The 24,120-nt window shown below is 69.7% G+C and carries 22 protein-coding genes; 13 read left to right on the top strand and 9 right to left on the bottom strand.

What is annotated here, in order from left to right; genetic code table 11:
- Positions 1-39: 39 nt before the first annotated feature.
- The 5 genes from LO763_RS25920 to LO763_RS25900 all read left to right on the top strand — a co-directional run bounded on the left by LO763_RS25920 (position 40) and on the right by LO763_RS25900 (position 3,090).
- Positions 40-861, top strand: coding sequence for a helix-turn-helix domain-containing protein (locus tag LO763_RS25920; RefSeq protein ID WP_230790806.1), 822 nt, complete (start codon positions 40-42; stop codon positions 859-861).
- The gene (locus LO763_RS25915; protein WP_230790804.1) at positions 858-1,043 is read left to right on the top strand and encodes a DUF397 domain-containing protein; all 186 of its coding nucleotides are present in this window, start codon (positions 858-860) and stop codon (positions 1,041-1,043) included. The genes LO763_RS25920 and LO763_RS25915 overlap by 4 nt, the downstream gene beginning before the upstream one ends.
- A 442-nt stretch (positions 1,044-1,485) precedes the next feature.
- A complete protein-coding gene (locus tag LO763_RS25910; protein WP_230790803.1) occupies positions 1,486-1,788 on the top strand; it encodes a hypothetical protein in 303 nt (100 codons plus the stop codon).
- A complete protein-coding gene (locus LO763_RS25905) occupies positions 1,785-2,138 on the top strand; it encodes a hypothetical protein (RefSeq protein WP_230790802.1) in 354 nt (117 codons plus the stop codon). Before LO763_RS25910 ends, LO763_RS25905 begins: the two co-directional genes overlap by 4 nt.
- 202 nt (positions 2,139-2,340) lie before the next feature.
- Entirely contained in the window at positions 2,341-3,090 is a 750-nt protein-coding gene (locus LO763_RS25900; protein WP_500812229.1) for an ATP-binding protein, read from the top strand.
- Positions 3,091-3,229: 139 nt separating this feature from the next.
- On the opposite strand, the gene LO763_RS25895 is transcribed toward LO763_RS25900, so the two are convergent.
- The 9 genes from LO763_RS25895 to LO763_RS25855 form a co-directional block, all read right to left on the bottom strand.
- Complete coding sequence (locus tag LO763_RS25895; RefSeq protein ID WP_230790793.1) at positions 3,230-4,414, bottom strand: TIGR02679 family protein; 1,185 nt, start codon at positions 4,412-4,414, stop codon at positions 3,230-3,232.
- A complete protein-coding gene (locus LO763_RS25890) occupies positions 4,411-8,391 on the bottom strand; it encodes a TIGR02680 family protein (protein WP_230790791.1) in 3,981 nt (1,326 codons plus the stop codon). The genes LO763_RS25895 and LO763_RS25890 overlap by 4 nt, the downstream gene beginning before the upstream one ends.
- Positions 8,381-9,583: a TIGR02678 family protein gene (locus LO763_RS25885; RefSeq protein ID WP_230790787.1), complete on the bottom strand. Its 1,203-nt coding sequence runs from the start codon at positions 9,581-9,583 to the stop codon at positions 8,381-8,383. The genes LO763_RS25890 and LO763_RS25885 overlap by 11 nt, the downstream gene beginning before the upstream one ends.
- Positions 9,583-11,085, bottom strand: coding sequence for a TIGR02677 family protein (locus tag LO763_RS25880; protein ID WP_230790785.1), 1,503 nt, complete (start codon positions 11,083-11,085; stop codon positions 9,583-9,585). Before LO763_RS25880 ends, LO763_RS25885 begins: the two co-directional genes overlap by 1 nt.
- A 162-nt stretch (positions 11,086-11,247) precedes the next feature.
- A complete protein-coding gene (locus LO763_RS25875) occupies positions 11,248-11,664 on the bottom strand; it encodes a hypothetical protein (protein WP_230790783.1) in 417 nt (138 codons plus the stop codon).
- The gene (locus tag LO763_RS25870; protein ID WP_230790781.1) at positions 11,661-12,491 is read right to left on the bottom strand and encodes a response regulator; all 831 of its coding nucleotides are present in this window, start codon (positions 12,489-12,491) and stop codon (positions 11,661-11,663) included. Before LO763_RS25870 ends, LO763_RS25875 begins: the two co-directional genes overlap by 4 nt.
- The gene (locus tag LO763_RS25865; RefSeq protein WP_230790780.1) at positions 12,488-13,798 is read right to left on the bottom strand and encodes a sensor histidine kinase; all 1,311 of its coding nucleotides are present in this window, start codon (positions 13,796-13,798) and stop codon (positions 12,488-12,490) included. The genes LO763_RS25870 and LO763_RS25865 overlap by 4 nt, the downstream gene beginning before the upstream one ends.
- Positions 13,799-14,071: 273 nt before the next feature.
- Positions 14,072-14,344: a hypothetical protein gene (locus LO763_RS25860; protein WP_230790778.1), complete on the bottom strand. Its 273-nt coding sequence runs from the start codon at positions 14,342-14,344 to the stop codon at positions 14,072-14,074.
- A gap of 12 nt (positions 14,345-14,356) precedes the next feature.
- Positions 14,357-15,034, bottom strand: coding sequence for a hypothetical protein (locus LO763_RS25855; RefSeq protein ID WP_230790776.1), 678 nt, complete (start codon positions 15,032-15,034; stop codon positions 14,357-14,359).
- 255 nt (positions 15,035-15,289) lie between these two features.
- Between LO763_RS25855 and LO763_RS25850 the strand changes: the two genes are divergently transcribed.
- The 8 genes from LO763_RS25850 (at position 15,290) to LO763_RS25815 (ending at position 24,107) form a co-directional block, all read left to right on the top strand.
- On the top strand, positions 15,290-15,826 hold the full coding sequence (locus tag LO763_RS25850; protein ID WP_230790774.1) for a hypothetical protein: 537 nt from the start codon (positions 15,290-15,292) through the stop codon (positions 15,824-15,826).
- 54 nt (positions 15,827-15,880) lie between these two features.
- Positions 15,881-16,846, top strand: coding sequence for a LacI family DNA-binding transcriptional regulator (locus LO763_RS25845; RefSeq protein WP_230790772.1), 966 nt, complete (start codon positions 15,881-15,883; stop codon positions 16,844-16,846).
- Positions 16,843-17,850, top strand: coding sequence for a LacI family DNA-binding transcriptional regulator (locus LO763_RS25840; protein ID WP_230790770.1), 1,008 nt, complete (start codon positions 16,843-16,845; stop codon positions 17,848-17,850). The genes LO763_RS25845 and LO763_RS25840 overlap by 4 nt, the downstream gene beginning before the upstream one ends.
- A gap of 157 nt (positions 17,851-18,007) precedes the next feature.
- Positions 18,008-19,897, top strand: coding sequence for a glycoside hydrolase family 127 protein (locus LO763_RS25835; protein WP_230790768.1), 1,890 nt, complete (start codon positions 18,008-18,010; stop codon positions 19,895-19,897).
- 40 nt (positions 19,898-19,937) lie between these two features.
- The gene (locus tag LO763_RS25830) at positions 19,938-21,542 is read left to right on the top strand and encodes a type 2 periplasmic-binding domain-containing protein (RefSeq protein ID WP_230790766.1); all 1,605 of its coding nucleotides are present in this window, start codon (positions 19,938-19,940) and stop codon (positions 21,540-21,542) included.
- Complete coding sequence (locus LO763_RS25825; protein WP_230790764.1) at positions 21,539-22,504, top strand: ABC transporter permease; 966 nt, start codon at positions 21,539-21,541, stop codon at positions 22,502-22,504. Before LO763_RS25830 ends, LO763_RS25825 begins: the two co-directional genes overlap by 4 nt.
- Positions 22,505-22,509: 5 nt before the next feature.
- Positions 22,510-23,424 carry a carbohydrate ABC transporter permease gene (locus LO763_RS25820; protein ID WP_230790762.1) on the top strand — a complete coding sequence of 305 codons (915 nt, stop codon included), beginning with the start codon at positions 22,510-22,512 and terminating at the stop codon, positions 23,422-23,424.
- Positions 23,421-24,107: a DUF624 domain-containing protein gene (locus LO763_RS25815; RefSeq protein ID WP_230790756.1), complete on the top strand. Its 687-nt coding sequence runs from the start codon at positions 23,421-23,423 to the stop codon at positions 24,105-24,107. Before LO763_RS25820 ends, LO763_RS25815 begins: the two co-directional genes overlap by 4 nt.
- The last annotated feature ends 13 nt before the right edge of the window (positions 24,108-24,120 follow it).

The raw sequence follows: 24,120 nt of genomic DNA, 5'->3' as shown, positions 1-24,120 counted from the left end.
GGTTGTGCTTTCGGTTGTCTCTTTGCGACCCTGGGTCACATGAGCGCGAAGGCATTCCTCACCATCATCCAAATCGCACGGCTGCTCGTGCAGTACCGCAAGCGTGCAGGGCTCACCCATAAGGCGGTCGCAGATCGAGTCCAGATGAGCGTCTCGAAGGTCAGGGACCTTGAACACGCCCGTTCGCCGCAGGTGAAGTGGGCCGACATGCTCGCCTTCGGTCGCGTCTACGGGCTCAGTCCGGAGGAGCAGGAGAACCTCGTTCGTCTTGCGGAGTCCTCCGAGACCCCGGACCTCTTCCACTCCTTCAAGATCCCCTCGGTGTTCTTCACCTTCCTTCAAATGGAGCTCACAGCATCCAAGATCATGATCTGCGAGACGGAGCTGGTCACGGGTCTGTTCCAGACCCCCGACTACAACGCCGCGATCAGGGATGACGATGCACCTGATCGGAAGGGCCCTGCCGGAGCGGCCGGATTCAGACAAGATCGGCAGAGTAACTTCATGGAGCGGGACTGGCTTCCGGAAGTGGTTTACTTGACCTCGGAGGCCGCGCTGCGGCGGCAGATCGGTGGGCCGGAGGTCATGTCCGCCCAGGTCGAGCACCTCAAGCAGCTCGATCGGGACTACTCACTCTTCAAATTCCTCGTGGTGCCTTTTGAGGTCGGCTCATTCCGTTGTGCCGGAAGCGCGTTCGTGATTTTCGAGTTCGAGGGAGGAGAGTTCCCGAAGACGGTCTACGTAGAATCGTTTGAAGGGGCTCGCTACCTGGAGGTGCCGGAGACGGTCACTTCCTTCCAGACTGCGGTCGACGAGTCCGTCAAGAAGGCGATACCGATGAAGGATTTCTACTTGTTATGACGACATCGAAGTGGCGCAAGTCCAGCCGTTCCGGCAACGGAGATGCTGGAAGCAACTGCGTAGAGGCTCGCGCCGCTGGGGCAGGGTTCGAGGTCCGCGACTCCAAGCTGTCCGAGGACTCCCCGGTCCTCGGGCTTACCCAGGGCGACTTCACCGCCCTGCTGGAGTCCGCTCAGCGCTGAACGGCGCAAGCACCTCCCGGCCGACACCTTCCGGTGCTGACACACCCGACCAGGTGCCGCAAGGCCAGGCGACCAGCGGCAGACGTACAGAGCGCCAACACAAAACAAACCGATCGACACCGAGCCGGGTCCGCGAGAGCGGGCCCGGCCCGCCCATGTCGAGACGGGGTTCCGCGCTCAGTCCTCATATTCGGTGTCGATCATCGACACTTCTCAGCGCAACCGCTCATGACCACTGCAAGCCGGAACCCCTCAGTTCACAGTGCCCAGCCATGTTGAATTAAACCCCAGGTCAGAGGCTAGGAATCGCCGCCGCTCTCCCTTAAGTTCGATCTGTCGGTGAGCGGTGGGGTTCATCGGCGGGCGAGAGGAGGCGGCTCGGCGCTGCCGCTGGTGGGGCCTCCTCTCGCCGCTTCCAATCCGGTCTCGAACGGAGGCGGCCATGCCGCAGCACCCAACCCGGACTACACCGCTCGTCGACGTGCTCGGCGAGATCGACATAGCCGGACTGCCGGCCACGGTCACCTGGCCGGGCCTCGGCGACGCGGTCGGCATCGACTTCACCGGCTCGACCGTGCGCTACGGCGTCGTCGTCGCGCTCGACACCGACCCGCGCCTGATGGTCGAACCCGAGCACGCCGGTCTGATCGACCTCGAAGGCCGCCTGCTCGTCCTCGAACGCGTCGGCGCCCTCTGGTACCGGTCGGGCTTCCGTGCCCACACGGCAGGGGGACGGTCGTCATGAGCGACCGAGACACTGCGGGCCCCGAAACCGCGGAGACCCCGCACCGCCTCGGCGAGTTCCGATTCGCGGGCACCATGGCCTTCACCGTCTACGGCGACGACCCGCGCCGTCCGAACACCGTGCGCGTGGTCCTCGACGACGGCGTGCAGGCGCCCTACCGCATCCTCACCATCGAAGGGGCCGGCCGCTTCTACCCGCCTCCGGAGTCGTCCTGGCTCGAAGGCTGGATCCACCCCATCGACCCCTGGGCGCGGATCATCTACGGCAACGCGATGGGCGTCGTCCGCCGGGCCCGGTCCGGCGACCCGCGCCGCCGCGACATCGGCGCGCCGAGCCCGAGGCCCCAGTGATTTATTTCCGAATGTCAGCCACCCCATGGCTGATTCGCAGAGAAATGAGGGCCGATGCCGCCGCATGACCCATCGCTCGTCGCTCGGCACCTCGCCCCCGTGCTCGACCGACGCCTCGAGGAGTCGCCGGTGGTCGTGCTGACCGGCATCCGCGCCGTCGGCAAGAGCACCCTGTCGCGCGACTGCGCCCACCGACGCGGTCCTGACGGGCGGCATGCCGATCGAGGTCTCCGCCCCCACTGAGAGCGCGCGGCTTCGGTACTTCGACGACCTCGTCGAGATGATCGTGCTCCGAGACGTCCTGGACATACGACGGGTGCGGCAGCGCGGTCTCCTGCAAGGCCTCTCCCGCCGACTCGCGGCGCACACCGGCCAAGTGCTCAACGTCGCCTCGGTCGCAGGCGAGCTCGGGAGCGAGGCGCGCACCTTGAGCGATTACGTGAAGCTGCTCGAATCGGTGTTCCTGATACACCGACTGCCCGCGTTCGCCCGCATGCTCGGGGCCAGGCTTGCGAAGACCCCCAAGACGCATCTGATCGACAGCGGCATCGCCGCCCGCCTTCTCGGCGTCGACCGGCGCCGCTTGGAACTCCGCAAGCCCGCGACATTGACGGAGTTCGGCCACATCGTGGAGACGTTCGCCGTCAACGAGATCTTGAAGCAGGCGGGATGGTCGGAGCTTCCCGTCAGCTTCTCCCACTTCCGGACCAGCGACCACAAGGAAGTCGATCTCGTGGCGGAGACACGGGACGGCACCGTCGCGGGTGTGGAGGTCAAGGCGTCGTCGACGGTCAAGGACGCCGACTTCACCGGCTTGCGCCTCTTGCGGGACCGGTTGGGCGAGGATTTCACCGCAGGCGTGCTGCTGAACCTCGGCCGGCGCGCCTACCGCTACGACGACCGCCTCTACGTCGTACCGATGGACCGACTCTGGAAACCGTCGGAAAGCTGATCCCGTAGCCTGCGGCGCCAGGAACCGCCCGTTCCCCGATCGCGGTCCGGGCCGTGTTCGCGGTGCGGATCGGTAAGTGACTCTTGCCGTCCGCCGAGCAGACCGCCCGAGAAGCGGCCGACGAGGCCGAGGCCCGACCTCAGGCCAGGTCCGCCAGGAGCGCCTCGATCTGCTGCTCCTCGCTGACCGCGGCCAGGCGCCGCCGCATCGCCACGGCCAGAGCGGGATCCCATGGGGTCTCGCAGACGGCCTCGGCGGCGAATCCGACCCCGTCGACCGGCGCGGCGAGGTAGTCCGTGGCGCCCATCCGCCACGGCCGCGCGCCGAACCGCTCCATGACCATCGCGGCGATGCGGATGCCCGCCGGGTCGAAATCGCCGTGGTACCGCAGTGGGGACCCGCTGCGGCCCAAAAGATCGAGCAGCCGGATCGCCGCGGCGCTCGGCCAGCCCGAGACGCACACCAGCGGCGGCGTCGAAGGCCCGAACGCGGCGAGCGCGGCCTGCACGACCGAGGGGTTCTCCACCACGGAGACGGTCCTCGCGTCTCGGACGGCCAGCACCTCGACCGCGCGCACCTGCGCGAGCGTCACCGCCGCCGCGTGCCCGGCACCGGCCAAGGCCCGCAACGCCACCGCCAAGGCGCCGTCGCCACCAGGCCGGATCCCCGCCGCCAGCACCTGCGAAGACAACTGGTCGCGGACCACGCCGGCCGACTCCCACAACCGGCGCCGGTCCTCGGCGCCGACCGGATCCGCCGCGCCCGTCTCGACCGCGATCGCCTTCAAGACCATGCCCGGCAGGCGGCCCTTGTCAAGGCGGTGCGGGTCGCCGAAGCACCGGTCTGCCAGCACCGGCAGCGCGACGCCGTCCACGGGCAGCACTGCGAGAACACGCAGGGCCGCCTCGAGCAGCGACCGCGTACGGTCCACCGAGTCGACGATCCCGGCGGCGCGGACCTGGCCGGCCCACTCCCTGAGCGCGGGGCGCGCGGCCAGGAGTTCATGGCCTTCGAACCACTGCCACAACGCCTCGCGGTCGGCCGCCTTTCTCGCGCGGTCACCGGCGGCGTCGCCCAGTGGTCCGACCAGTTCGGTGACGACCGCCCTGAGGTCGCCGATCCGGGACTCGAGCATCGCGACGCCGAGACTCGCCGTCGCCGAAGGCAGCTCGTCGAGCCCGAGCGCCTCGGCGATGGCGTGCTGCTGCGGCTCGGTGAGGCCCCGCAACCGGATCGAGGCGACCGGCCTGCCGCTCGACATGCGCCGGTGCAGCTCGCGCCAGAGGACCTCGAGGTTCGGGTCGCGCAGGTACCGCGGGATCACACGAGGTCCTCGTCCTCGTCGGGCACCATCTCGAAGCCGTCCCAGGTGTACCGCACCGTGGTCACCGCGTCGCCGTCGTCCTCGCCGCCGCGCAGGATCTGGTGCACGGCGATGCCGTCGAGTTCGGCGTACTCGCCCCACTCGTGGTCGGAGGTGAGCACCATGTCCAGGCCGAGCGAGGACATGAGCCCGAAGATCTGGCCCCGGTTCGCCCGGTCCACCCCGACGAATACCTCGTCGAGCAGGATCAGCCTCGGCGCCGCCGGGGCCGTCTCGTAGTGCGCGGCGACGGCCGCGAACAGTGGCAGATGCAGCGCGATGGCCTTCTCACCGCCAGACAGCGCACTGTGGAGCCGCTTGGACAAGGGCTTCCAGCCCTCGCCGCGGTCGATGAGAACCTTGAACTCGTGCCAGGCGGTGTAGTCGAACACCTGCTGCAACTGGAGGCTCCACGGCTGCGGGTCGTCGCTGTCCCGCAGCGCGTCCACGCGGCCGCCGAGGAACCTCCGCAGCGTGCCCTCCTGGGCCTCGGTGAGCTTCTCCGGCGGGAGCAGGAACAGATCCCTCGCCTCCTTGGCCAGCTCGTCGAGCTCCTCGCGGACCTGCCAGCGCAGCTTCACCGACACCCGCGAGGCGGTCTTGACGCCGGAGAGCCGCTCGTTCATCTGCTTGATGATCCGGTTGGCCTCGCGGATGCGCCTGGCGAAGTTGTCGCGGGCCTGCCCGGTGAGGATGTCGGTGAACAGCTGCTGCTCGTCGGCGCTCAACTCCTCCTTGGCCTGCTGGTGGGCTGCGGCCAGGCGGTCGTAGAGGGCGCGCGGCCCGATGCGGACGCCGCCGACCTCGGCGGTCAGGATGCTGAGCCTTCCCGTTTCGCGGAAGGCGAGTTCCGCGAACGAGGCGAGACGGGGACGCTGCTCCTGGAACACCTCGTTGAGCCGCTGCATCGCCCGGTTCACCGGTGCCTCGCCGGTCTCGGCGCTCGCGAGCGCCTCGGCGGCGCGGCGCGCCGCTTCGAGGGTCTGACCGACACCGGCGTCATCGGCGAGGTCGGTCTCGAGCCGGGCGTCGGCGCCGAGCTGCCCGGTGAGGACCGACCGGAACGCGGCGAACTCGCGGTCGCGGACTCGGGCGGCCTCGGTCTGTTGCTGTTGGGCCGCTTCGAGGTCCTTCTCTGTCCGGGTCGCCTGAATCTGGGCGTTCGACAGTGCTTTGCGGAGTTCTGTGAGGCGCTCGTGCAGCGCCTTGCGCCAGCGCTTGGCCCGGCCGATGCGTTCGAGGAGTTCGTCGTAGGTGTCGCCCAGGCTGTCGCGGAGCGCTCGCACCGCATGGTCTTTGGCCTCGGCTTCAGCTGCGGCTTCGGTCGCGGCCTCGGCCGCCTCGCCGGTCCGCTCCTCCTGCTCGGCCCGGTCTGCGTCGAGGCCGGCGAGCGCCTCTCGCCGGCGGGAGGCCTCGGCGAGGGCGTCGATCCACTCGCGTGCCGCCTCGTTGAACGAGTCGACGGCTTCGCCGCGTTCGCCCAACTCGTCCATCGCGGTGGGAAGCCTGTGGCGGGAGGCAAACTCGATGAGCGCCAGATGCGCTTCCCGCGCCTTTCGCTCGCTCTCGGCGATCTCGCCTTCGACATCGGTGAGCCGGGAGAACGCGGTGGAGACCCGCTGCTCGGCGGCGGCGAGCGCCGTCTGCCGCGACTCGACCGCCTCGAACCCGGGGATCGCGGCTGCTTCGGCGTCGAGCCGCGTTCGACGCATTTCGATCTCGGTGAGGGCGACCCGAGCGTTCTTGAGAGACTGCTCGGCGGCTGCGACGCGGGCCGCGGTGAGGGCGATCTGCTCGGCGCGGTGGCGTTCGCGCGCGGTGGCGCCGATGAACTTCGAGCGCGTCTTGGACCAGCGCCCGGCCGCGTTGCCGAGCCGCCAAGAGCCGTCGGCGGTGATGACCGCCGTCGCCGCGGCGTCGGGTTCGACGGCGATACCGTCCAGCAGCGACGCGACGACCGCCGGTTCGAGCTCTCCCGTCGTGTCGGGCCGCAGCAGCCGCGACAGCGGCCTGGAGACAGGCGAGGCGATGCCGACGACGGTGTCCTCGTCGTCGGTCTCGATCGAGCCGTCGGGATTGATCCAGGCGTCGAGCAGCCCCGAGGCCTCCAGCGCCGCTTCGACTCCCGCCTGCTCGGACTCGGTGAGCCCTTCAGTGAAGTCCACCGACCGCCAGAGCGGGGCACCGGTCTTGTCCGTACGGTCGCTGCCGCGAGTGGACGGGCGGTCCGGAGCCAGCTGCGTCTCGGACTCGAGCCTTTCGAGTTCGGCCTTCTCCGCGGCGAGCGCCGTGCCGCATTCGTCCAGGCGGCCCTGCGCCCGGCTGCGCGCCCCGGCGAGGCGTTCGGCGGCGGCGGCGTAGACACCGCCGGCGACCTCCCCGGCCTCGGCCCGACTCCGCGCTTCCGCGAGAGCGGTGACGGCGTCGTCGTCGAAGACGTGCTCGACGCACCCCGCCGCCCAATCCTCCATGGCCGCCGCGAGATCGGTGTGAGCGTCCTCGAGCTCGACGCCCGCTCGCTCCTGCGCGGCGATCGCGTCGTCGTGCCGCTCTCGGAGCTCGTCCCGTCGATCCTCGAGGGTGTCGCGGCGGTCGCTCGCGGCGCTCCACGCCCTCGACGCCTCCTTGCACGCTTCGATGTCCCGCTTCGCCGCCTTGACGGCAGCGGCGAGGAGCCGCTTCGCCTCCTCGGGGACCGTTTCGACCAGCGCCGACCAGGTCACGCCCATGCCGGAGGCCTCGGATCGGGACCGGGCCTCGTCCACGCCGCGCTCGACGGCCCGATCGGCCTCCTTTGCCTGTCCTGCGGCCCTTCGATACCGCTCGGCGAACTCACCGAGCCGACGCTGCTCGCGAAGGAGATCCGCCTGTCGGCGTCCGGCCTCGTCGCGGAGACGCGCGGCCTGCGTCTCCTCCGTCTCCAGCTGCTTTCCGGCGTTGTACGCCGGATCCTGCGTCAGCGTCTCGACCTCGGCTTGAGCCCGGACCTCTTCGCCTTCGGCGGTCTCGATTTCAGCGGCGTGGGCCGCCACGGCCGCTTTCACCGCCTCCAGGCCCTCCGCGTGCTGCTTGACCGTGGCCGTGGCCCTCTCCCGGCGTGATTCCGCGCCGGTAGCCGCGTCGGCGGCGGTGCGGACCACCCGCTGGGCGAAGGTCCGCTGCGAGCGGTCCAGGCGCTGCGCGGCGTCGCGTTGGGCGGTCAGTTCCGCGAGCCGATCGGTGCGGCGGTCGAGCCGTTCGAAGCCCTCGGCGATCTCGGCCAGCTCGTCCTCGGCCAGAGGCGGGAGTGCCTGGGAGAGCATGGTCGACAACGTCCCCGGGTCGAGCAGCTCTGAGAGCTTCGGCGTGCGCAGTTGAAGCAGCGCGTTGATGAGCGAGGTGTACCGCTCCGGGCTGAGGTTCGCGAACAGGCGCTTGCGCACCGTCTCACGGTAGGAATCGCGATCGAGGAGCTGACCGTTGCCGACGAGCGCCTTCTCGAGCTCCTTCAAGGACAACGCCTGTTTCTGGGAGTCGATCAGCGTCAAATCCTCGCCGATGCGGGCGGTGGTGGTGAAGTACTTCGGGTTGGCACGCTTGTTGCCGTCGTTCTTCGACGCGGACAGCCGCACACCGCAGGTGAAATGAGTGCCGTCGTCGTGGGCGAACTCGACCCACAGGTATCCGGAGCGGGTGGACCCTTCGACGCCTTCGCCCATGAGGTTCCAGTACATGGTGCGCGAGGTGCCGCTGCCGAACGTGGACAGTCGCCGCGGGGAGAGGTCGGCATCGAGGAGGTACGGGAGGAGCAGTTCGAGTGCCTTGGACTTGCCGGAGCCGTTGGGGCCCCGCAACAGGAGCCGTCCGCGATGGAACGTGAACACCTCGTCGTAGTAGCGCCAGACGTTGAGGATGCCCGCGCGGTTCGGCCGCCACCTGCCGGTCGTCTCACTCGTCACGGGCGCCTCCTCTGGTCTGGATCTCGCCGATCCGGTACCGCCAGGCGGCGGGCATCGGCCGCACGGCGCCTCCATCGCTTCGCGCCAGACCGCAGTCCACGAGGATGCCAAGGGCCTCCTCGCACAACCGGGTCGCGCCGCCGTCGACGCGATACTGCTTGGCCCATTTCGAGTTCGCCTCCAAGCGTTCCGCAATGGTCCGTACCAGCGCCTCGCGCCCGGTGACACCGCCCTGGAGCGCTTCGAGGACGAACAGGGCCGCCTGCTTGACGGTCCCGCCGTCGGGGAACGACAGGTCCGTGGCGATCTTCTCCCTGTCGATCCACATTAGGCCGGCGCGCCGTTCCTCGCAGACCATGCCCACGAGTTCGGCCGCTTTGGCCAGATTGGCGCGCCCGGTCAACGACCGCGCGTAGTCGATCTCGGCCGCCGAGAGGTCGGCGAAGTGGACGACCGGCTCCTCGGCGAGCCGCCTGCACAGGCGGCGACGCAGCACCTCGGTGAACAGCCTCCGGGACCGGTCATCGTCGGAGGCGGGAGCCTCGACATCGAAGCGGCGGTCCCGCACGAGCTCGGCGAGATCAGGGCCGCCGAGCCGGGACGGGGCGGTGGGAGAGGCGAGCAGGCCTAGCAGCACCGCCTGGTGGACGCGCAGCAGCACCTTCTCGGCGGCGTCGGCGGCGAAGCGGTCGGCCGACCCGTCGAGCTCCTCGACGGCGCCGAGTCCGACGAGCGTCAAGACGGCGTCGACGAACGCCGACCGCTCGGCGCGTACGGAGCTGTCGAAGTCCGGCAGTCCCGCGTCGTCGGCGCAGGCGCGCGCGACGTCATCGGCCAGGCGCCCGATCACCGTCACCGGATGGTGCAGCAGCTCCGAGGCGATGACGCACATCAGGACGTAACGGCGCCGGTCGAACGGCGCGAGCGACCCGCGGGGCCGCCGCAGTGGGCGGTCGAGCCGCGGCTCGACCGCCTTGAACAGCCGGGCGTATCCGGCACGGGAGTCCACCTCCAGCCGCCAGCCGCAGTAGTAGGCGAACCAGTCTCCGGCCTGCCTGCGGTGGCGGCGCACCAGGGCGAACGCGTCCATGTCGGCGCGCGCGGTGAGGAGCGGCCGGCGCAGCAGAGTGCGCACGGCCCGACCGAAGTCGCGGGCCTCCTCGGCGGCGGCGAGGTTCTTCGGGTTCGCCACTACGACCTCCTTGCCGGAGCGATCGTCACCGAGCAGTCAGGGCCGGTGAACGTGCCGTGCGCGATCTTGAGTACGCACTCGCCCTGCGCCGGAACCAGTTCGATGACGGTGCCCCCGTCGGCCGAGTGCGCCCTCCGCACCCCGCCCGGTCCCGGCTCGGTCTGCCATGCGGCGCCGAGCAGCTCCAAGAGCCGGGAGAACCGGTCGGCGTCGAGTGTCCCGAAGTCCGACAGCCTGACCTGCCCGCCGGTGTGCAGCAGCGACCACGCCTCCCTCAGCTGCGCCCGCTCCTCCTGTGCCGCCTTCCTGCGGGCGCGGCGCAGCTCGGCGACGTCCCGGACCTTCCCCGTCCTGCCTGCGGTGCTCGAGCGCCCGGCCGTGTACAGCACCGGATCGACCTCGACGCTCGCCTCCGCCCACGACTGGTGTGCACCGGCGAGTTCGGGATCGGGCAACTCCAGATGGGCGTGGCGGGCCGACCCGAGCCCGAACGCGGCGTCCGCCAGCAGGTGCGACTCAGCCTCAGTGTCGGTGGCCGCGAACCACCGGGCCAGCACCCGGAAGTCCTGCACGGCCGAGGCCGACCGGCGCCGCTCGCCGTCGATGCGTTCGAGCACCAACAGCAGCGTGTTGATGGCCCGCCGGGCGATGTCGCCGAGGAGCCGCACCCGCGGCTCCTCCCCGCTGAACCACGCCCGTAGGCCCTCCCAACGCTGCGACCGATGCTCCAGCCAGTGGTCGCGGTGGTCCTCCCCGAGACTCGGCGGCAGCTCGGCTCCGGCGAGGGCCCGCTTGTGCATCGACTCGGCACCGTCCGCCTCGACCCGCGCCAGCGCCTCGCGGATGCGCGCGGCGCGCACAGGGAGGTTGGCGCAGAACTCCTCCAGATAGGCGATGGTGGCGGTCTTGACGTCGATGAACGCGTCCAGCGAGAGCCGCTGCGGCGCCAGCAGCTGTTGGAGCCGGTTGTTGAACTGGGAGACATTGCCCTTGAGGGCCTCCAGGTGCCCTTCCAACTCGAACAGGGCGGTGTAGACGGCCCGGTCACCGGCGCCCGGATCGTTCAGGCAGCGATGCAGGTCGTCGAGCCGGTCCGCGATGGCGTCGAGCACTGAAGTCTGGAGCGCGCCCGCGGTGTTGAGGACCTCCCAGGCCTTCTCGATGCCGGTCAGCGCAGCCTCGCCGTGCTTGGTCAGCGAGTACTGGAGGTTGTTCCGCTCGAAGTCGGCCGCCGACCGGTAGGCGAGCGAATGGTCCTGCACGATGTCGATCAGGCCCCACCGCTCGAACTGCTTCAACCGGGCGGCGAGGTCCTCGTCCGAGACGGGATCGAGCCAGCCCACGTCCACCAGCGCGGCGCGAACCGCCTGTCGGGTGAGGGCGGTCTCCAGTCTCTCGGAAGCGGCCCCGAAGACCTGGAGCACCGCGACATGAAGCTCGGCGTGATCGCTGGAGGTGGTGAGCTCGAACAGATTGCGCGGCAGACGAAGCCGAGACGCCATCGGCACCTCCTCGAACGATGTGCGGCGACACGCCCGTCAACGCTATCGCAAACTGACGACGCGGTAGGTCACCGTCGACGGTGGGGAATGTAACGCGGAAAGCCGGATGTTCGCAGGCTTGGTTGCAACCCATGACGAATTCGTTCGGATCAGATCCTTGCCTCACCTCGGCAGCAACTCGCAACTGCCGTATTTGGGATTTTCAGGATTGTCGAAGCATAGGAAGTCGTTGCTGACGCCCGAGACGTGCTCCGACTTGGGCACGGTAAGCCAATGTTCGTGGGTGCCGCCGCACCCGACGTCGACTTTGTAACTATTGGCGTAGATCTCGGCACGGTAATTCACGACGGGAGCCTTCTCCGTCTCTTCGGGCCAGTGCATCTCTCCCCGTCCAGGAGCGGTCTCTATCCAGAGTCCCTGGACATCGGCTCCCGATTGGCAGGCCACGGTCCCACTGACCTCGACCGGCGTCGTCGTCATGAGCTTGACGAGCAGTACGACCCCGATGGCGACGACGCACAGCCCGACGAGGACCGATGCGGCATGGCGGCGTGCTCTCAAGAAGTGATCGCGCATCATCGATTGAACCTTTCTCGGGCCAGGATCTGGACGGTCTCGTCGAGGAAGTACGCCTGATTCTTTGCCGCGTATTCCGCCACCGGTCCGAACCGGGCCTGATTTCGCCTGCCACTCTCGTTGCTCCGAGCTGATGTCGCTGCATGGAAACCCGGATTGATCTCCTGGACGGTGTCGAGCATCTCATCGATTTCGTTGCGGATCGATCGGGGCGCGTATCCCAAGACGGCGGCGATTTCAGTTTTCTTGCGGTACCCCAATGCCAGCGCCTCCCAGATTTCCGGCCATGCGGGCTTCTCGAAAAGACGTGAGAAATACGACCGCTCATTCATCGGTGGCAGGAAGAGCGACGCCAGTTCGCTCTGGAACGGGGCCCCTTGCTCGGCGTTTTCGATCGCGTGGACGAGTTCCCATTGCGACGGCCGGCTGACATGATGCTGTCTCGGATGTTTGTCGCAGTAGCATCGCACGCGAAGATCCTGGTAGGCGAAGGCCAGTTGGAGTTTTCGATCGGCCTCGCCACTCGACCACACGACTCGGCCGGGGCGCTTGCGGAGGCGCTCGCTCTCGGCGAGCACCTTCAATCCCGAGACCTGAAAGTTATGGCGAATCCGTTGCATGGTTCCGAGCGGTTTCACCGGTTCGTACGTCTGCGCCGGTGTGCGCAGATGAATGTCGACGACGACCACGTCGTAAGCGCCGTCGCGCAGCATGTCGACTGCCGAGCTGGGGTCCTCGGTGTAGTCGACCGACATGCCGTGTCCCTCGAGCAATGCCCTCGCGCTGAAGCCGGCGAGGGCCTGGTCCTCGACGAGCAGCACACTTGTCATGACCGTTTCTCCTCGCCGTTCGCGTCCTGCTGCAAGGGAAGGACCAATTCGATGTGGGTGCGGCCATCGGTGAAGCCGACCTCGACGTCACCGCCGAGCTCGCGTGCCGCCTGGCGCCGCTTGTGCAGGTCGTTGTCGGGCACGTCGAACACGGCCGGATCGAAACCTGCTCCTTGGTCCTCCACTCCGATGCGGAGTTCTCCCTCGTTGAAGGCGCAGGTGATGCGGGCCTTCGATCCGGAAGCGTGTTTAAGGACGTTCTTCAAAAAGCTCGCGAGTGTCAGCTCGATGTCGAGTGCGATATGACCGGGCACCGACCAGTCGCCGACCTGCGGCAGCGCCAAGCCCTTGATCCAGCGGCTGTGGGAGAGGTACACCTGCTGGACCAGGTCGGCCAGGTACACCGACTCGTTCAGCGAACGTTCGAATCTTCGCTGCTTGCTGCGGACGTTGTAATCCAGATCGTGAAGGGTCTCGCGTACGGACTCGATCGACCAGTTGCCGCCCTGTAGGTACAGAGCGCTGAGGGCGGATCCCACATCACTGTGGATGACATCCGCGTAGTTGCTGAAAGCGCGTTGATAGGAAGCCCCTACCTGCTGTACGGCGCGACGGCAGATGATCGCGATCGCGATGCCGAGCCCGAAAGCCCCCGCATAACTCAGTATCGTGTTGAACCAGCTCCACCAGTTCGTCGCCGCCATCTGCTCGTGGGTGATGACGATGACTCCCAGCGGGATGAAGACGATGCCGGCGAGGATGAACCCGGTCACCCAACGTCCCAGGAGCGGCGATCCCGCTTGAATCCAGGGATAGAACGCGAGCATCACGATGACGGGGACTGGGTAGCCGCACAGTTGGGTGCAGGCGGTCGTCGCCCCGTATTGGCCGTAGGGGATCAAGGTGGCCATCACCAGCGGCGTGAGCAGCGCCGCGCCGATCCATGCCACCAACCACGGACCCCCGCGCGCGGAAGGGCCGCCATCCCTTCGCGTCGCCGCCAGTAGGGCGGCCGCCAGATGCGACGCCGCGACGATCGACAAGAAGACCTTGCCGCCGGTCTCGAGGTTGTCGGTGGAGATGGTGATGATGATCCAGGCGCTCTGCACGAACAGCGCGACGCCTTCCAGTCTGCTGACCAGCCATCTGATCGACTGCTGCTCCAGGCTGCCTTGGCGCCCTTGCGCGCGGCCGGATGAGGCGACGGGGACGGCCGCCGGTGCTGAGGACAAGGGGGTTCCTTCGATCGAGGTCGGATCGGCATGATGGGATGTCGTTTTCGGAGCCGATTCACGGTCACCGGGCATGCCGACTCGTCGAGGCGGTCGCGTTTGTCATCGGTGGCGCGCCGTCGAGCGGCACCTCATGCAACCCGACAACGGCTGGCCGGCTTGTCAGATGTCCGGACCGCTCCGAGTGTTGAAATCCCACATAGCCTTGACCACTGGCGAGGAGGCTTGTGGGCATGCGCGCCCCGACATCAGCGGAGCGGAATTTTTCGAGGGAGCACCGTATCGCGGTGGAATCCGCCGGCGACCTACAACAGGCACACGCTCAGCGAGCAGGATCGGTTGCAACCGCTATGCGTCGTCATCGCCTCGGTTCTTCTCGCGCCTGCGGGTGACGACCGCGATGAGATCCGCGGCCTCCTGCTCGGTGGCTTCGATGCCGTCCTGGTCATTGCGGCCGATCCGGTGCCGGACCCAGAAATCGGTCATGTACCAGTTACCGCGTTGAAAATCGTACTGTTCATCGAGGACGGTGCCGCCTAGTTCAAGGCGCCGGAGCACTCCTCTGGGCCTACGATCCGACTCGGAGTCGTTGACGATGAAGAAATACTGCGGCGCCCTCATAGCGATTTGATCTTAAAGGCATTCGGCCCCCGACGGCCGCGGCACGCGGCGGAAGATCCGTTCCTGTTCCCGGTCGAGCCGGGTCCGCCGCGGGTCTCCTTGCGGGAGCAGCCGCAGCCGTTCGTAGATCGGATGCGTCCGCATCTTCGCCGAGAAGCTCTCCGGCGTATGGAACTGCACTTCGAAGGCCTGTCCGAGGCCTCGGTCGTGCCAGAACGAGTTGACGCCCCGATATCCCGGCCCCGTCCAGGCGACACGCCACCTGGCAAGGTCGTAGTCCGCTCCCCGCATCGTCGCCTTGGACCGCTCGACACCTGCGGTATACCGGCAGGCCGGCCATATGAAGGTGTACCGCAGTGCGTCCCGCATATCTGCGAGCGTGTCGTCGATGTCGCCGTCGAACGCGTCGAGCCGGTCGGCGAGCTTGGACTTGAACGCCTCCTCCTCTTTGAGGCGGAACTCCAGCCCGGTCAGTGCGGCGTCGACTCGGAGTGCGACCGCTTTGACGGCGCGAGTGATTTGCGGTTCATTGCGAGCCGTTCTCCGCAGGAACCGGTCGGCGGCACGATTCGCGTCAAAGCTCAAAATCCTCGCTTGATCATGTCGGCTCGTCCATGCGGACTCGAAAGCCTCACGGCCCTTGGACGGTTCAGGGCCGGTAGATGCATTCTTCTTGCTGGTATGAGACATCGTGGCGGCCTCCTGCCGTTCGGAAGGAGGGCCGAAGAACCTAGGAATTCAGCCCGTGGATGCCTGGCACTTTGATCATCGCCACGTGCGGCTGAATTCTTCAGGCAAGAAGACCTTGACACTGTTCGTCACTTGTGATAAATGGGGGCGTCTGCGGGTTGAGAAGCCTGATCCGGGTCGAGCAGAACATGACCTTCAGGCCGAGCCCCGCCCGCTGCCAGGAGCGGTGTCCGGGCGGCCGCCTAGAATCGGCGCATGACGATTTCGCAGGCTTTCCCCAAGCGGCGCATGGCGACCGGTGCGCTCCTCCTGGTCTTGGCCCTGGCCGGATGCGGCGCCGAGGCGGAGCCGGACGCCGACGACTCGGCGTCCGCCTCCCCCTCGCCGACCGCCGACGCCTCCTCCGCTCCGCCTTCGCCCACCGAGGAGGCCTCGGAGGCGCCGAGCGCGGACCCCGCCGACTACGAGTCCTGCGGCGACGGCGAATGCGACGTGTCCTTCTCCGGCTCGGTCGAGTTCCCCTTGACCGGGTCCGATGGGGAGTGGACGGTGGCGGCCGCCGTCGGCGACGACGGCGTCGACGTGGACCTGACCGACCCGAACGGCATGGGCGGCGGTGGCGGCCTGCTCTACGAGCCCGGCTGCACCTTGACGATCCGCGCCGACGGCGGCGGGGGCCTCTCGTGCGCCGAGGCGGGGGCGGAGCCGCCGGCCCCCGAGGCCGGCGGGATCGTGGTCCACCTGCTGGAGCTGAACGGGGACACCGCGGTCGTCTCGGCGGCCCTGGGCTGAGCCGCCGGTGTCGGTGTCAGGGCCCCCGCGGCGGGCCGGGCTAGTCTGGTCCGCATGCGTGTGACGATGCGGGAGGTCGCCGAGCGTGCCGGGGTCTCGGTCAAGACGGTCTCCCGCGTGGTCAACGAGGAGCCGCACATCCGACCCGAGACGCGGGCCCAGGTGCGCGCGGCGATCGCCGACCTGGGGTGGACGCCGAACGCCTCGGCCCGGACCCTGCGCACCGGCCGCACCGGGGTGGTCGGCATCGCCGTCGCCGAACTGCGCCGCCCCCTCCTCGCCGCCGTCGTGGAGCGGCTGGTGATGGAGCTGGACCGGCACGGCCTGCACGCCGCGGTGGAGCCGACGCACGACGACCCCGCGCGCCTCGCCTCGGTGATGGCGCAGCGCGGGCACGCCTTCGACGCCCTCCTGGCGGTGGACGCGCCCGCGCTCCCCGCCGCGGCGATCGCCGCCGCCGACGGGCCGGTGGTCCGCGTCGACGTCACGCGGCGGCCCCCGGCGGCCGGCGGCGCCGACGCGGTGCACGCGGACCTCGACCAGGCGGTGGCGCTGGCGCTGCGCCACATGCGGGTGATGGGGCGCCACCACGCCGTGCGGATCGGGCCCGGGCCGCTCGCCGAGGGGGAGGAGGACCGCGGGATCGCCCGCGTCGACCCCGGCGAGGTCGGCCGCGCCGCCGGGTACCGGGCGGCCCAGCGCGCCCTCGTCGACCGGCCGGGGGTGGACGCGCTCGTGTGCGGCACCGACGAGATCGCCTTGGGAGCGCTTGCGGGGCTGCACGCCGCGGGCGTCGAGGTGCCCGGCCGGGTCGCGGTGATCGGCTACGGCGACCTGGACGACGGCCGGTTCAGCACGCCGTCCCTGAGCACCATCGATCCCGACACGGTCTCCTTGGCGCGGGGCGCCGTCGACCTGATGACCGCGCGCCTCGCCGGCAGCGACCGGGAGCCCGCGGCGGTGGCCGTCCCGGTCACCCTGGTGCAGCGGGAGTCGACCTCGGCGGCGGGCGTGCGATGAGGCGGCCCACCCTGGAGGACGTCGCCGCCGTGGCGCGGGTGTCGCCGAAGACCGTCTCGAACGTGCTCCGCGGCCGCCCCCTCGCGTCGAAGGCGACGCAGGAGCGGGTGTGGCAGGCGGTCGCCGCCGTCGGCTACCGGGTGAACCGCGCGGGCCGGGCGCTGGCCGGGGGCGGCAGCGGGCGCATCGCGGTGGTCGTGCCGAACCTCCACCAGCCCTACTACGCCGAGAACGCCGAGCGGCTGATCCTGGCGCTGGCGGACCGGGGCCTCACCACCACCCTGCGCATCGCCCCGGACGCCGCGTCCGAGCGCGAGGCGGTGTTCGGGGGGACGACCGCCGACGCCGACGGGGTGATCGTCTGCCCGCACTTCGTCAACGCAGAGCTGCTGGGCGGCAAGGCCCCCGACCGGCCCGTGGTGCAGTTCGGCAGCCTGCCGACCGGGCTGCTGGACACCGTGGTCATGGGGGAGCGCGAGGGCTTCGGCGCCGTCACCCGCCACCTGCTGGACACCGGCCGGCGGCGGCTCGCCCTGGTGTGGAACGCGACCGCGAGCGGCCGGCCGGACGGGCGCCGCTTCGAGGGCTTCGTCGAGGCGCTCGCCGAGCACGGCCTGGAGCCGGACCCTGCGCTGATGGTCGCCGGATCGGACTGGGACTGGCGCGCCCCCGGCTTCGAGGCCATGACCGGCCTGCTCGCCTCGGGGGCCGAGTTCGACGGCGTGCTGTGCATCAACGACTCGGTGGCGGTCGGCGCGTTGCGGGCCCTGCGCGCCGGCGGCGTGCGCGTCCCCGACGACGTCGCCCTGACCGGCTTCGACGACACCGACGAGGCCGAGTTCACCGTGCCCCCGCTGACGACGGTGAGCCCGGAGCACGAGGCGATGGTCGACGCGGCCGTGCGGATGCTGGTCGAGCGCCTCGGCGGCGAGGCCGGACCGCCCCGGGTGCACCGCACCGGCGCGCACCTGATCCCGCGGGCCTCCTCGGGCGTGCCGCGCTGACCGCCGGCCGCACCGGCCTCCACTGAACCACCCTGCGCTCACCGGCGCTCGCCGCGTCGCGGAGGTTCACGTTCACATTCATTCGTGTCTCGTCATTGACAACGCTGAAGTAGCTGTCTATATTCATTGAAATCTCGCCACACCCGAAGGAGCAGACGTGCCCGAACCCCTGGTCCCGGCCACCGCGACGACCCCGAGCCGCACCCCCGCGGCCCCCGGGGGCGCCGCCCGGCACCGCCCGCTGGACGTGCGCGCCGTGCGCCTGAACCCGGCCGGACCGCTCGGCGCGATGCAGGAGCGCAACGCCGCCGCCACCATCGACCACTGCATCGCCAGCCTCGGGCCCGCGCTGGACTACTTCCGGCGCGTGCTCGGCGAGTCCGACGCCCCCTACCCCGGGTTCGTCGCCGACACCGACGTGTACAAGACCATCGAGGCCGTCGCCTGGGAGATCGCCCGCACCGGCACCACCTCCCGGGACGCCTGGCTCGACGAGACGATCGGCCTCATCGCCCGCGTCCAGGAGCCCTCGGGGTACGTGGTGACCTGGGTCCAGGCCGACCCCGCCAAGGAGCGGTTCGCCGACCTCGAAGGGGCGCACGAGATGTACGCGCTCGGGCACCTGATCCAGGCCGCCGTCGCCCTCGACCGCGCGGCCGGCAGGGACGACCTGCTCACCGTCGCCCGCGCCTTCGCCGACCTCGTCGACCGCGAGTTCGGCCCCGGCGGCAAGGAGGGCGTCTGCGGCCATCCGGAGGTCGAGACCGCCCTGGTCGAGCTCTACCGGCACACCGGCGAGCGCCGCTACCTCGACCTGGCGGCGCGCATGATCGACCTGCGCGGCCGCGGCCTGCTCAAGGCCGGCCACCTCGGCGCCTCCTACTTCCAGGACCACGAGCCGGTCCGCGAGGCGCGCGCCGTCGCCGGGCACGCCGTGCGCCAGCTGTACCTCAACGCGGGCGCGACGGACGTTTACCTCGAGACCGGGGACCGGACGCTGCTGGAGGCGATGCACGCCCAGTGGGACAGCGCCCACCGCCGCAAGATGTACCTCACCGGCGCGTTCGGCTCGCGCCACCGCGACGAGGCCTTCGGCGCCGACTACGAGCTGCCCTCGGACCGCGCCTACGCCGAGACCTGCGCGACCATCGCCGACGTGCACTGGAACTGGCGGATGCTCCTCGCCGGCGACCGCTCCGCGGCCGACTACGCCGAGACCATCGAGCGCGAGCTGCACAACGCCGTGGCCGCCGCCGTGGACGCCGCCGGCACCCGCTTCTTCTACGCCAACCCGCTCCAGCTGCGACCGGACCGGCTCTCCGAGGAGCAGGCCCCGCGCGAGCGGCGGCCCTGGTACTGGTGCGCGTGCTGCCCGCCGAACCTGGCCCGGCTCATCGCCCAGCTCGGCGCCTACGTCGCGACGGACACCGGCGACGAGCTCGCCCTGCACCTCCACGCCGACGCCGAGATCGACGTGCCGCCCCACCTCGGCGGCGGCACCCTCCGCGTCGCGACCGCCTACCCCGCCGACGGCGAGATCCGCCTGAGCCGCAACGGTTCCGGCGACCTGCCGCTCGCCGTCCGCGTCCCGAGCTGGTCGCCCCGCGTCCTCCTCGACGGCGCCGAGGCCGCGCCCGACGCCGACGGGTACCTGCGGCTGCGGCTCACCGCCGAGAGCACCCTCGCGTTCGACCTCGCCCCGCGCTGGACCCGGGCCCACCACCGCGCCGACGCCCTCCGCGGCTGCGTCGCGATCGAGCGCGGCCCCGTCGTGTACTGCGTCGAGCAGGTCGACCTGCCCGGCGACGTGCCGCTGGACGACCTGGTGGTCGACGCCGGGGCGCCGATCGAGGCGAGCGGGGACGCCGGGGCGCCCCGGCTCGCCGTGCGAGCCGCCGTCCGGCCGTCCTCATCAGACCTGTACCGATCGCCGCGGGACGGGGACGAACCCCCGCCCTCCGAGCGGCTGACCGTCACCGCCATCCCCTTCGCCGACTGGGGCGGCCGCGGCGGCAGCGCCATGCGGGTGTGGCTGCCCGCCGGCTGACGCGAACCCGAACCCCCACGCCAAGACTCAAGGAGGAGCCTTGCTCACCACACCGAAACGCAGAGGGCCCGCCGCCCTCGCCACCCTCGCCTCGGCGGCACTGCTGCTGAGCGCGTGCGGCGGCGGAGGCGGGGACTCCGACGCACTCCAGATCCTCGTCGTCAAGCACCCCCTCACCGGGCCCATGGAGGACATGGGCTGGGTGGCCGCGATCGAGGACGCCGCGGGCGTCCCGGTCGAATGGGAGGAGGTCTCGGCCGACTGGGACCAGAAGAAGTCCACGATGCTCGCCGCGGGCGACATCCCCGACCTCATCGTCGGCACGAACGCCGTCACCGACGCCGACGCGGTCACCTTCACCGGCCTCTTCGAGGACCTGAGCGACGACATGGACGCCCTCCCGAACGTGCAGGCCATGTTCGAGGCGGTGCCCGAGACCGAGCTCATGGCCACCCGCCCCGACGGCGAGGTCTTCTCCCTCCCCTCCTACCGGCGCTTCTGGCCGCAGACCGCCACCCGCCAGTACGTCAACCAGCAGTGGCTCGACAACCTCGGCCTCGAGCAGCCGACCACCTGGGACGAACTGCACGAGGTCCTCCTCGCCTTCAAGGACGAGGACGCCAACGGCAACGGCGACCCCGACGACGAGATCCCCGTCGACTGGTCCCCGGCGGGCGAGACCGGCTTCGGCTACTTCCAGCCCACCGTGTTCCTCGGGAGCCTCGGACTGCCCACCACGAACGGCGGCGGCTCCGGGTACTTCGTCGAGGACGGCCGGGTCGGCAACTTCCTCACCGACCCCCGCTACATGGAGCTCGTGTCCTTCCTGCACGACCTCTACGCCGACGGCCTCGTCAGCCAGGAGGTCATGACCCAGGACTACTCGACCTACCAGTCAGTGGGCCGCGGCGACGGCGACACCGCCAAGGTCGGGTTCTCCTGGGGCTGGACCGCGTCGGACCGGTTCGGCCCGCAGATCGCCGACCAGTACGCGCCCATCGCCCCGCTGGCGGCCGACGCCTCCATGAGCGCCGCCGACCTGGCCTGGACGTACGACTCCTACTCGCTCAACTACGGCCTCAACACGATCACCATGTCCGCCCAGAGCGAGAAGAAGGACGCCGCCCTGAAGGTGATCGACGCCTTCTACGACCAGGACCTCTCCCTCCAGGCCCTGTGGGGCGAGTTCGGGCAGAACATCGAGGACCTCGGGAACGGCGCGTACACCGTGCTGCCCCCCGCGGACGAGACCCTCGACTCGTCCTCCTGGAAGTGGACGACCACCCTCGCCGACAACAGCCCCGGCTGGATCCGCGACGACATCGAGGTCACGCTCCCGGTCGACATCCAGGAGGCGGTCGAGGACGAGGCGCCGCTCACCGACGCCCTCGCCAACATCGACCCCGCCACCGACATCTGGCCCGGCGAGCTCATCAAGATGGGCGCCGAGGACTCCAGCCGCCTCTCCCTGCTCCACACCGACCTCCTCGGGCAGGCCATGCAGCGGTGGGCCACCTGGATCACCGAAGGCGGCGTTGAGTCCGAATGGGACTCCTACGTGGAGGAGATGGAGGGCCTCGGCCTGACCGAGGCCGTCGAGATCCACCAGCGCTACTACGACGAATACCGGGCGAGCCTGGAATGACGGCCGCGACTGATCTCAGGCCCGCCGCCGGCGCCGAGCGCGCCCGGCGGCGGGCCGGGGCCGGACCGGCCCGGCACTTCCGCAGGCAGTGGCAGCTGTGGGTGATGGTCGCCCCGGCGATCGCGTTCGTCGCGGTCTTCGCCTACGTGCCCATGTACGGCCTCCAGCTGGCGTTCCGGGAGTTCGACTTCGCCGCCGGGCTCGCCGGCGGCGACTGGGTCGGCCTCAAGTACTTCCGGCAGTTCTTCGAGAGTCCGCAGTTCTGGACGCTGATCCGCAACACCGTGGTTATCAGCGTCAGCACCCTCGTGGTCGGCTTCATCGCCCCGATCGCGCTGGCGCTCCTGGTCAACCAGGTGCTCGGCAGGCGCCGCAAGCAGTTCCTCCAGACCGCCACCTACCTGCCGCACTTCATCTCGGTCGTGGTGATCGTGGGCATGCTCCAGGTGTTCCTGTCCCCGAGCTCGGGCCTGATCACCCGCTTCGTCGGCCTCTTCGGCGTGGAGGGGGCGAACTTCCTGGGCAGCGCGACCGCGTTCGTGCCCGTCTACGTCATCTCCGACGTGTGGCAGCACGCCGGGTGGAACAGCATCATCTACCTGGCGGCGCTGGCGGGCGTGAGCCCGCAGCTGTACGAGGCCGCCCGGATCGACGGCGCCGGCCGGTTCAGCATCATCCGGCACATCGACGTCCCGGCCCTGGCGCCCACCATGATCGTGCTGCTGATCCTCAACATGGGGCAGGTGCTCAACACCGGCTTCGAGAAGATCTTCCTCATGCAGAACCCCCTCAACCTCGAAGTCTCCGAAGTGATCGCGACCTACGTCTACAAGATCGGCATCCTCTCCAACCAGTTCAGCTACGCCACCGCGATCGGGCTGTTCAACACCCTCATCAACTTCGCCTTCCTGGTGGTCGCCAACCAGATCGCCAAACGCGTCTCCAACACGAGTCTGTGGTGAGCACGATGACCAGACCCTTCGCCGCCCTCCGCCGCGACACGCCCGGCGACATCGCGTTCAAGGTCCTCCTGGGCCTCGGCTGCGCCCTGGTGCTGTTCACGGCCCTGTACCCGATCTACTTCGTGGTGATCGCGTCCGTCAGCGACCCCGCCATGGTGTCGACCGGGCAGGTCTGGCTCGTGCCGCGCGACCTCTCCTGGTTCGGGTACGAGCAGATCCTCGCCGACGAGCGGATCTGGAACGGCTACCGGAACACGCTCGTCTACGCGCTGGTCGGGACCGCGCTGAACCTGCTGGTGACCATGCCCGCCGCCTTCGCGCTCTCGCGCCGCGAGTTCCGCCCGCGGCGGGTCCTCATGTTCTTCTTCGCGTTCACCATGTTCTTCAGCGGTGGGCTCATCCCGATGTACCTGCTGCTGCGGGACCTCTCCCTGCTGGACAACTGGCTCGTGTTCGTCCTGCCGTCCGCGGTGAACGTCTTCAACCTCATCATCGCCCGCTCGTTCTTCGAGCACTCGCTGCCCGAGGAGCTGCACGAGGCCGCCTCCATCGACGGCGCGAACTACTTCCAGTTCTTCCTGAAGATCGCCCTGCCGCTGTCCATGCCGATCCTCTCCGTGATCGGCCTCTACTACCTGGTGCAGCACTGGAACGACTTCTTCACCGGCCTGGTGTTCGTGCGCGACTACGACCTCCAGCCGCTCCAGATCGTGCTGCGCGACATCCTCATCTCCAACCAGGCCTTCTCGGGCGGCGCCGGCGGGGCGGGAGGGGCCGGGGCCGGCGGCTACGCCCAGCAGTACGCCGACCAGATCAAGTACGGCGTCATCGTCGTCTCCACCCTGCCGGTCATCATCCTCTACCCCTTCCTCCAGCGCTACTTCGAGAAGGGCGTCATGATCGGGGCGGTGAAGGGATGACGGCCTTCCTGGACCGGTACCAGCGGTTCGGCAGGCTCGGCCTGCGGCTGCTGTGCCTGCACCTGCTCTGGCTGGCGTGGACCCTGCGCGGCGGCGTCCTCCTGGGCGCCTTCCCCGCCACGGCCGCCTTGCACGGCGTGCTGCGCGAGGACGCCCGCCGCGCGATCACCGACCCCGACGAGCCGCCCGCGCTGGCCGGCCTGCGGGCCCGGTTCGGCGGGCACTGGCACCGCGAGTTCGCCCCCGCCAACCGGCTCGGCGCCCTCCTCCTGCTGGTCTGGGCGGTCCTCGTCCTGGACCGGCGGGTCGTGGAGAACCTCGACCTGGGCGCCTTCGGGCCGGTCCTCGCCGGGGGCCTCACGGTCGCCGGCGTCTGGCTCGGGGTCCTCACGGTCCTGGTCTGGCCGCTCCAGTCGCACTTCGACGAGGGCGCCCTCGCGCTCCTGCGCCGGGCCCTGGTCCTGACGGCGGGGCGCCCGGCCGCGGCGGCGCTCGCCGGCGCGGGCGTCGGCGTCCTGCTGGCCGCTTACTACCTGGTGCCGGGCCTGGTGCCCGTCTTCGGCCTGGCCGCCCCCGCGGCCGTCGCCACGGCGGCGCTGTGGCGGTCGGGCGTGCTCGCGGCGGCGCACGGGGCGCCGGTCCCGGAGCGGGGCGGCTCGGCGCCCCGCCCGGCCGTCCACTGAGGAGTAGAGATGC

Source organism: Glycomyces amatae, from assembly GCF_020991375.1.
Lineage (GTDB): Bacteria > Actinomycetota > Actinomycetes > Mycobacteriales > Micromonosporaceae > Glycomyces > Glycomyces amatae.
This window is presented reverse-complemented; position numbering and strand designations above follow the sequence as displayed.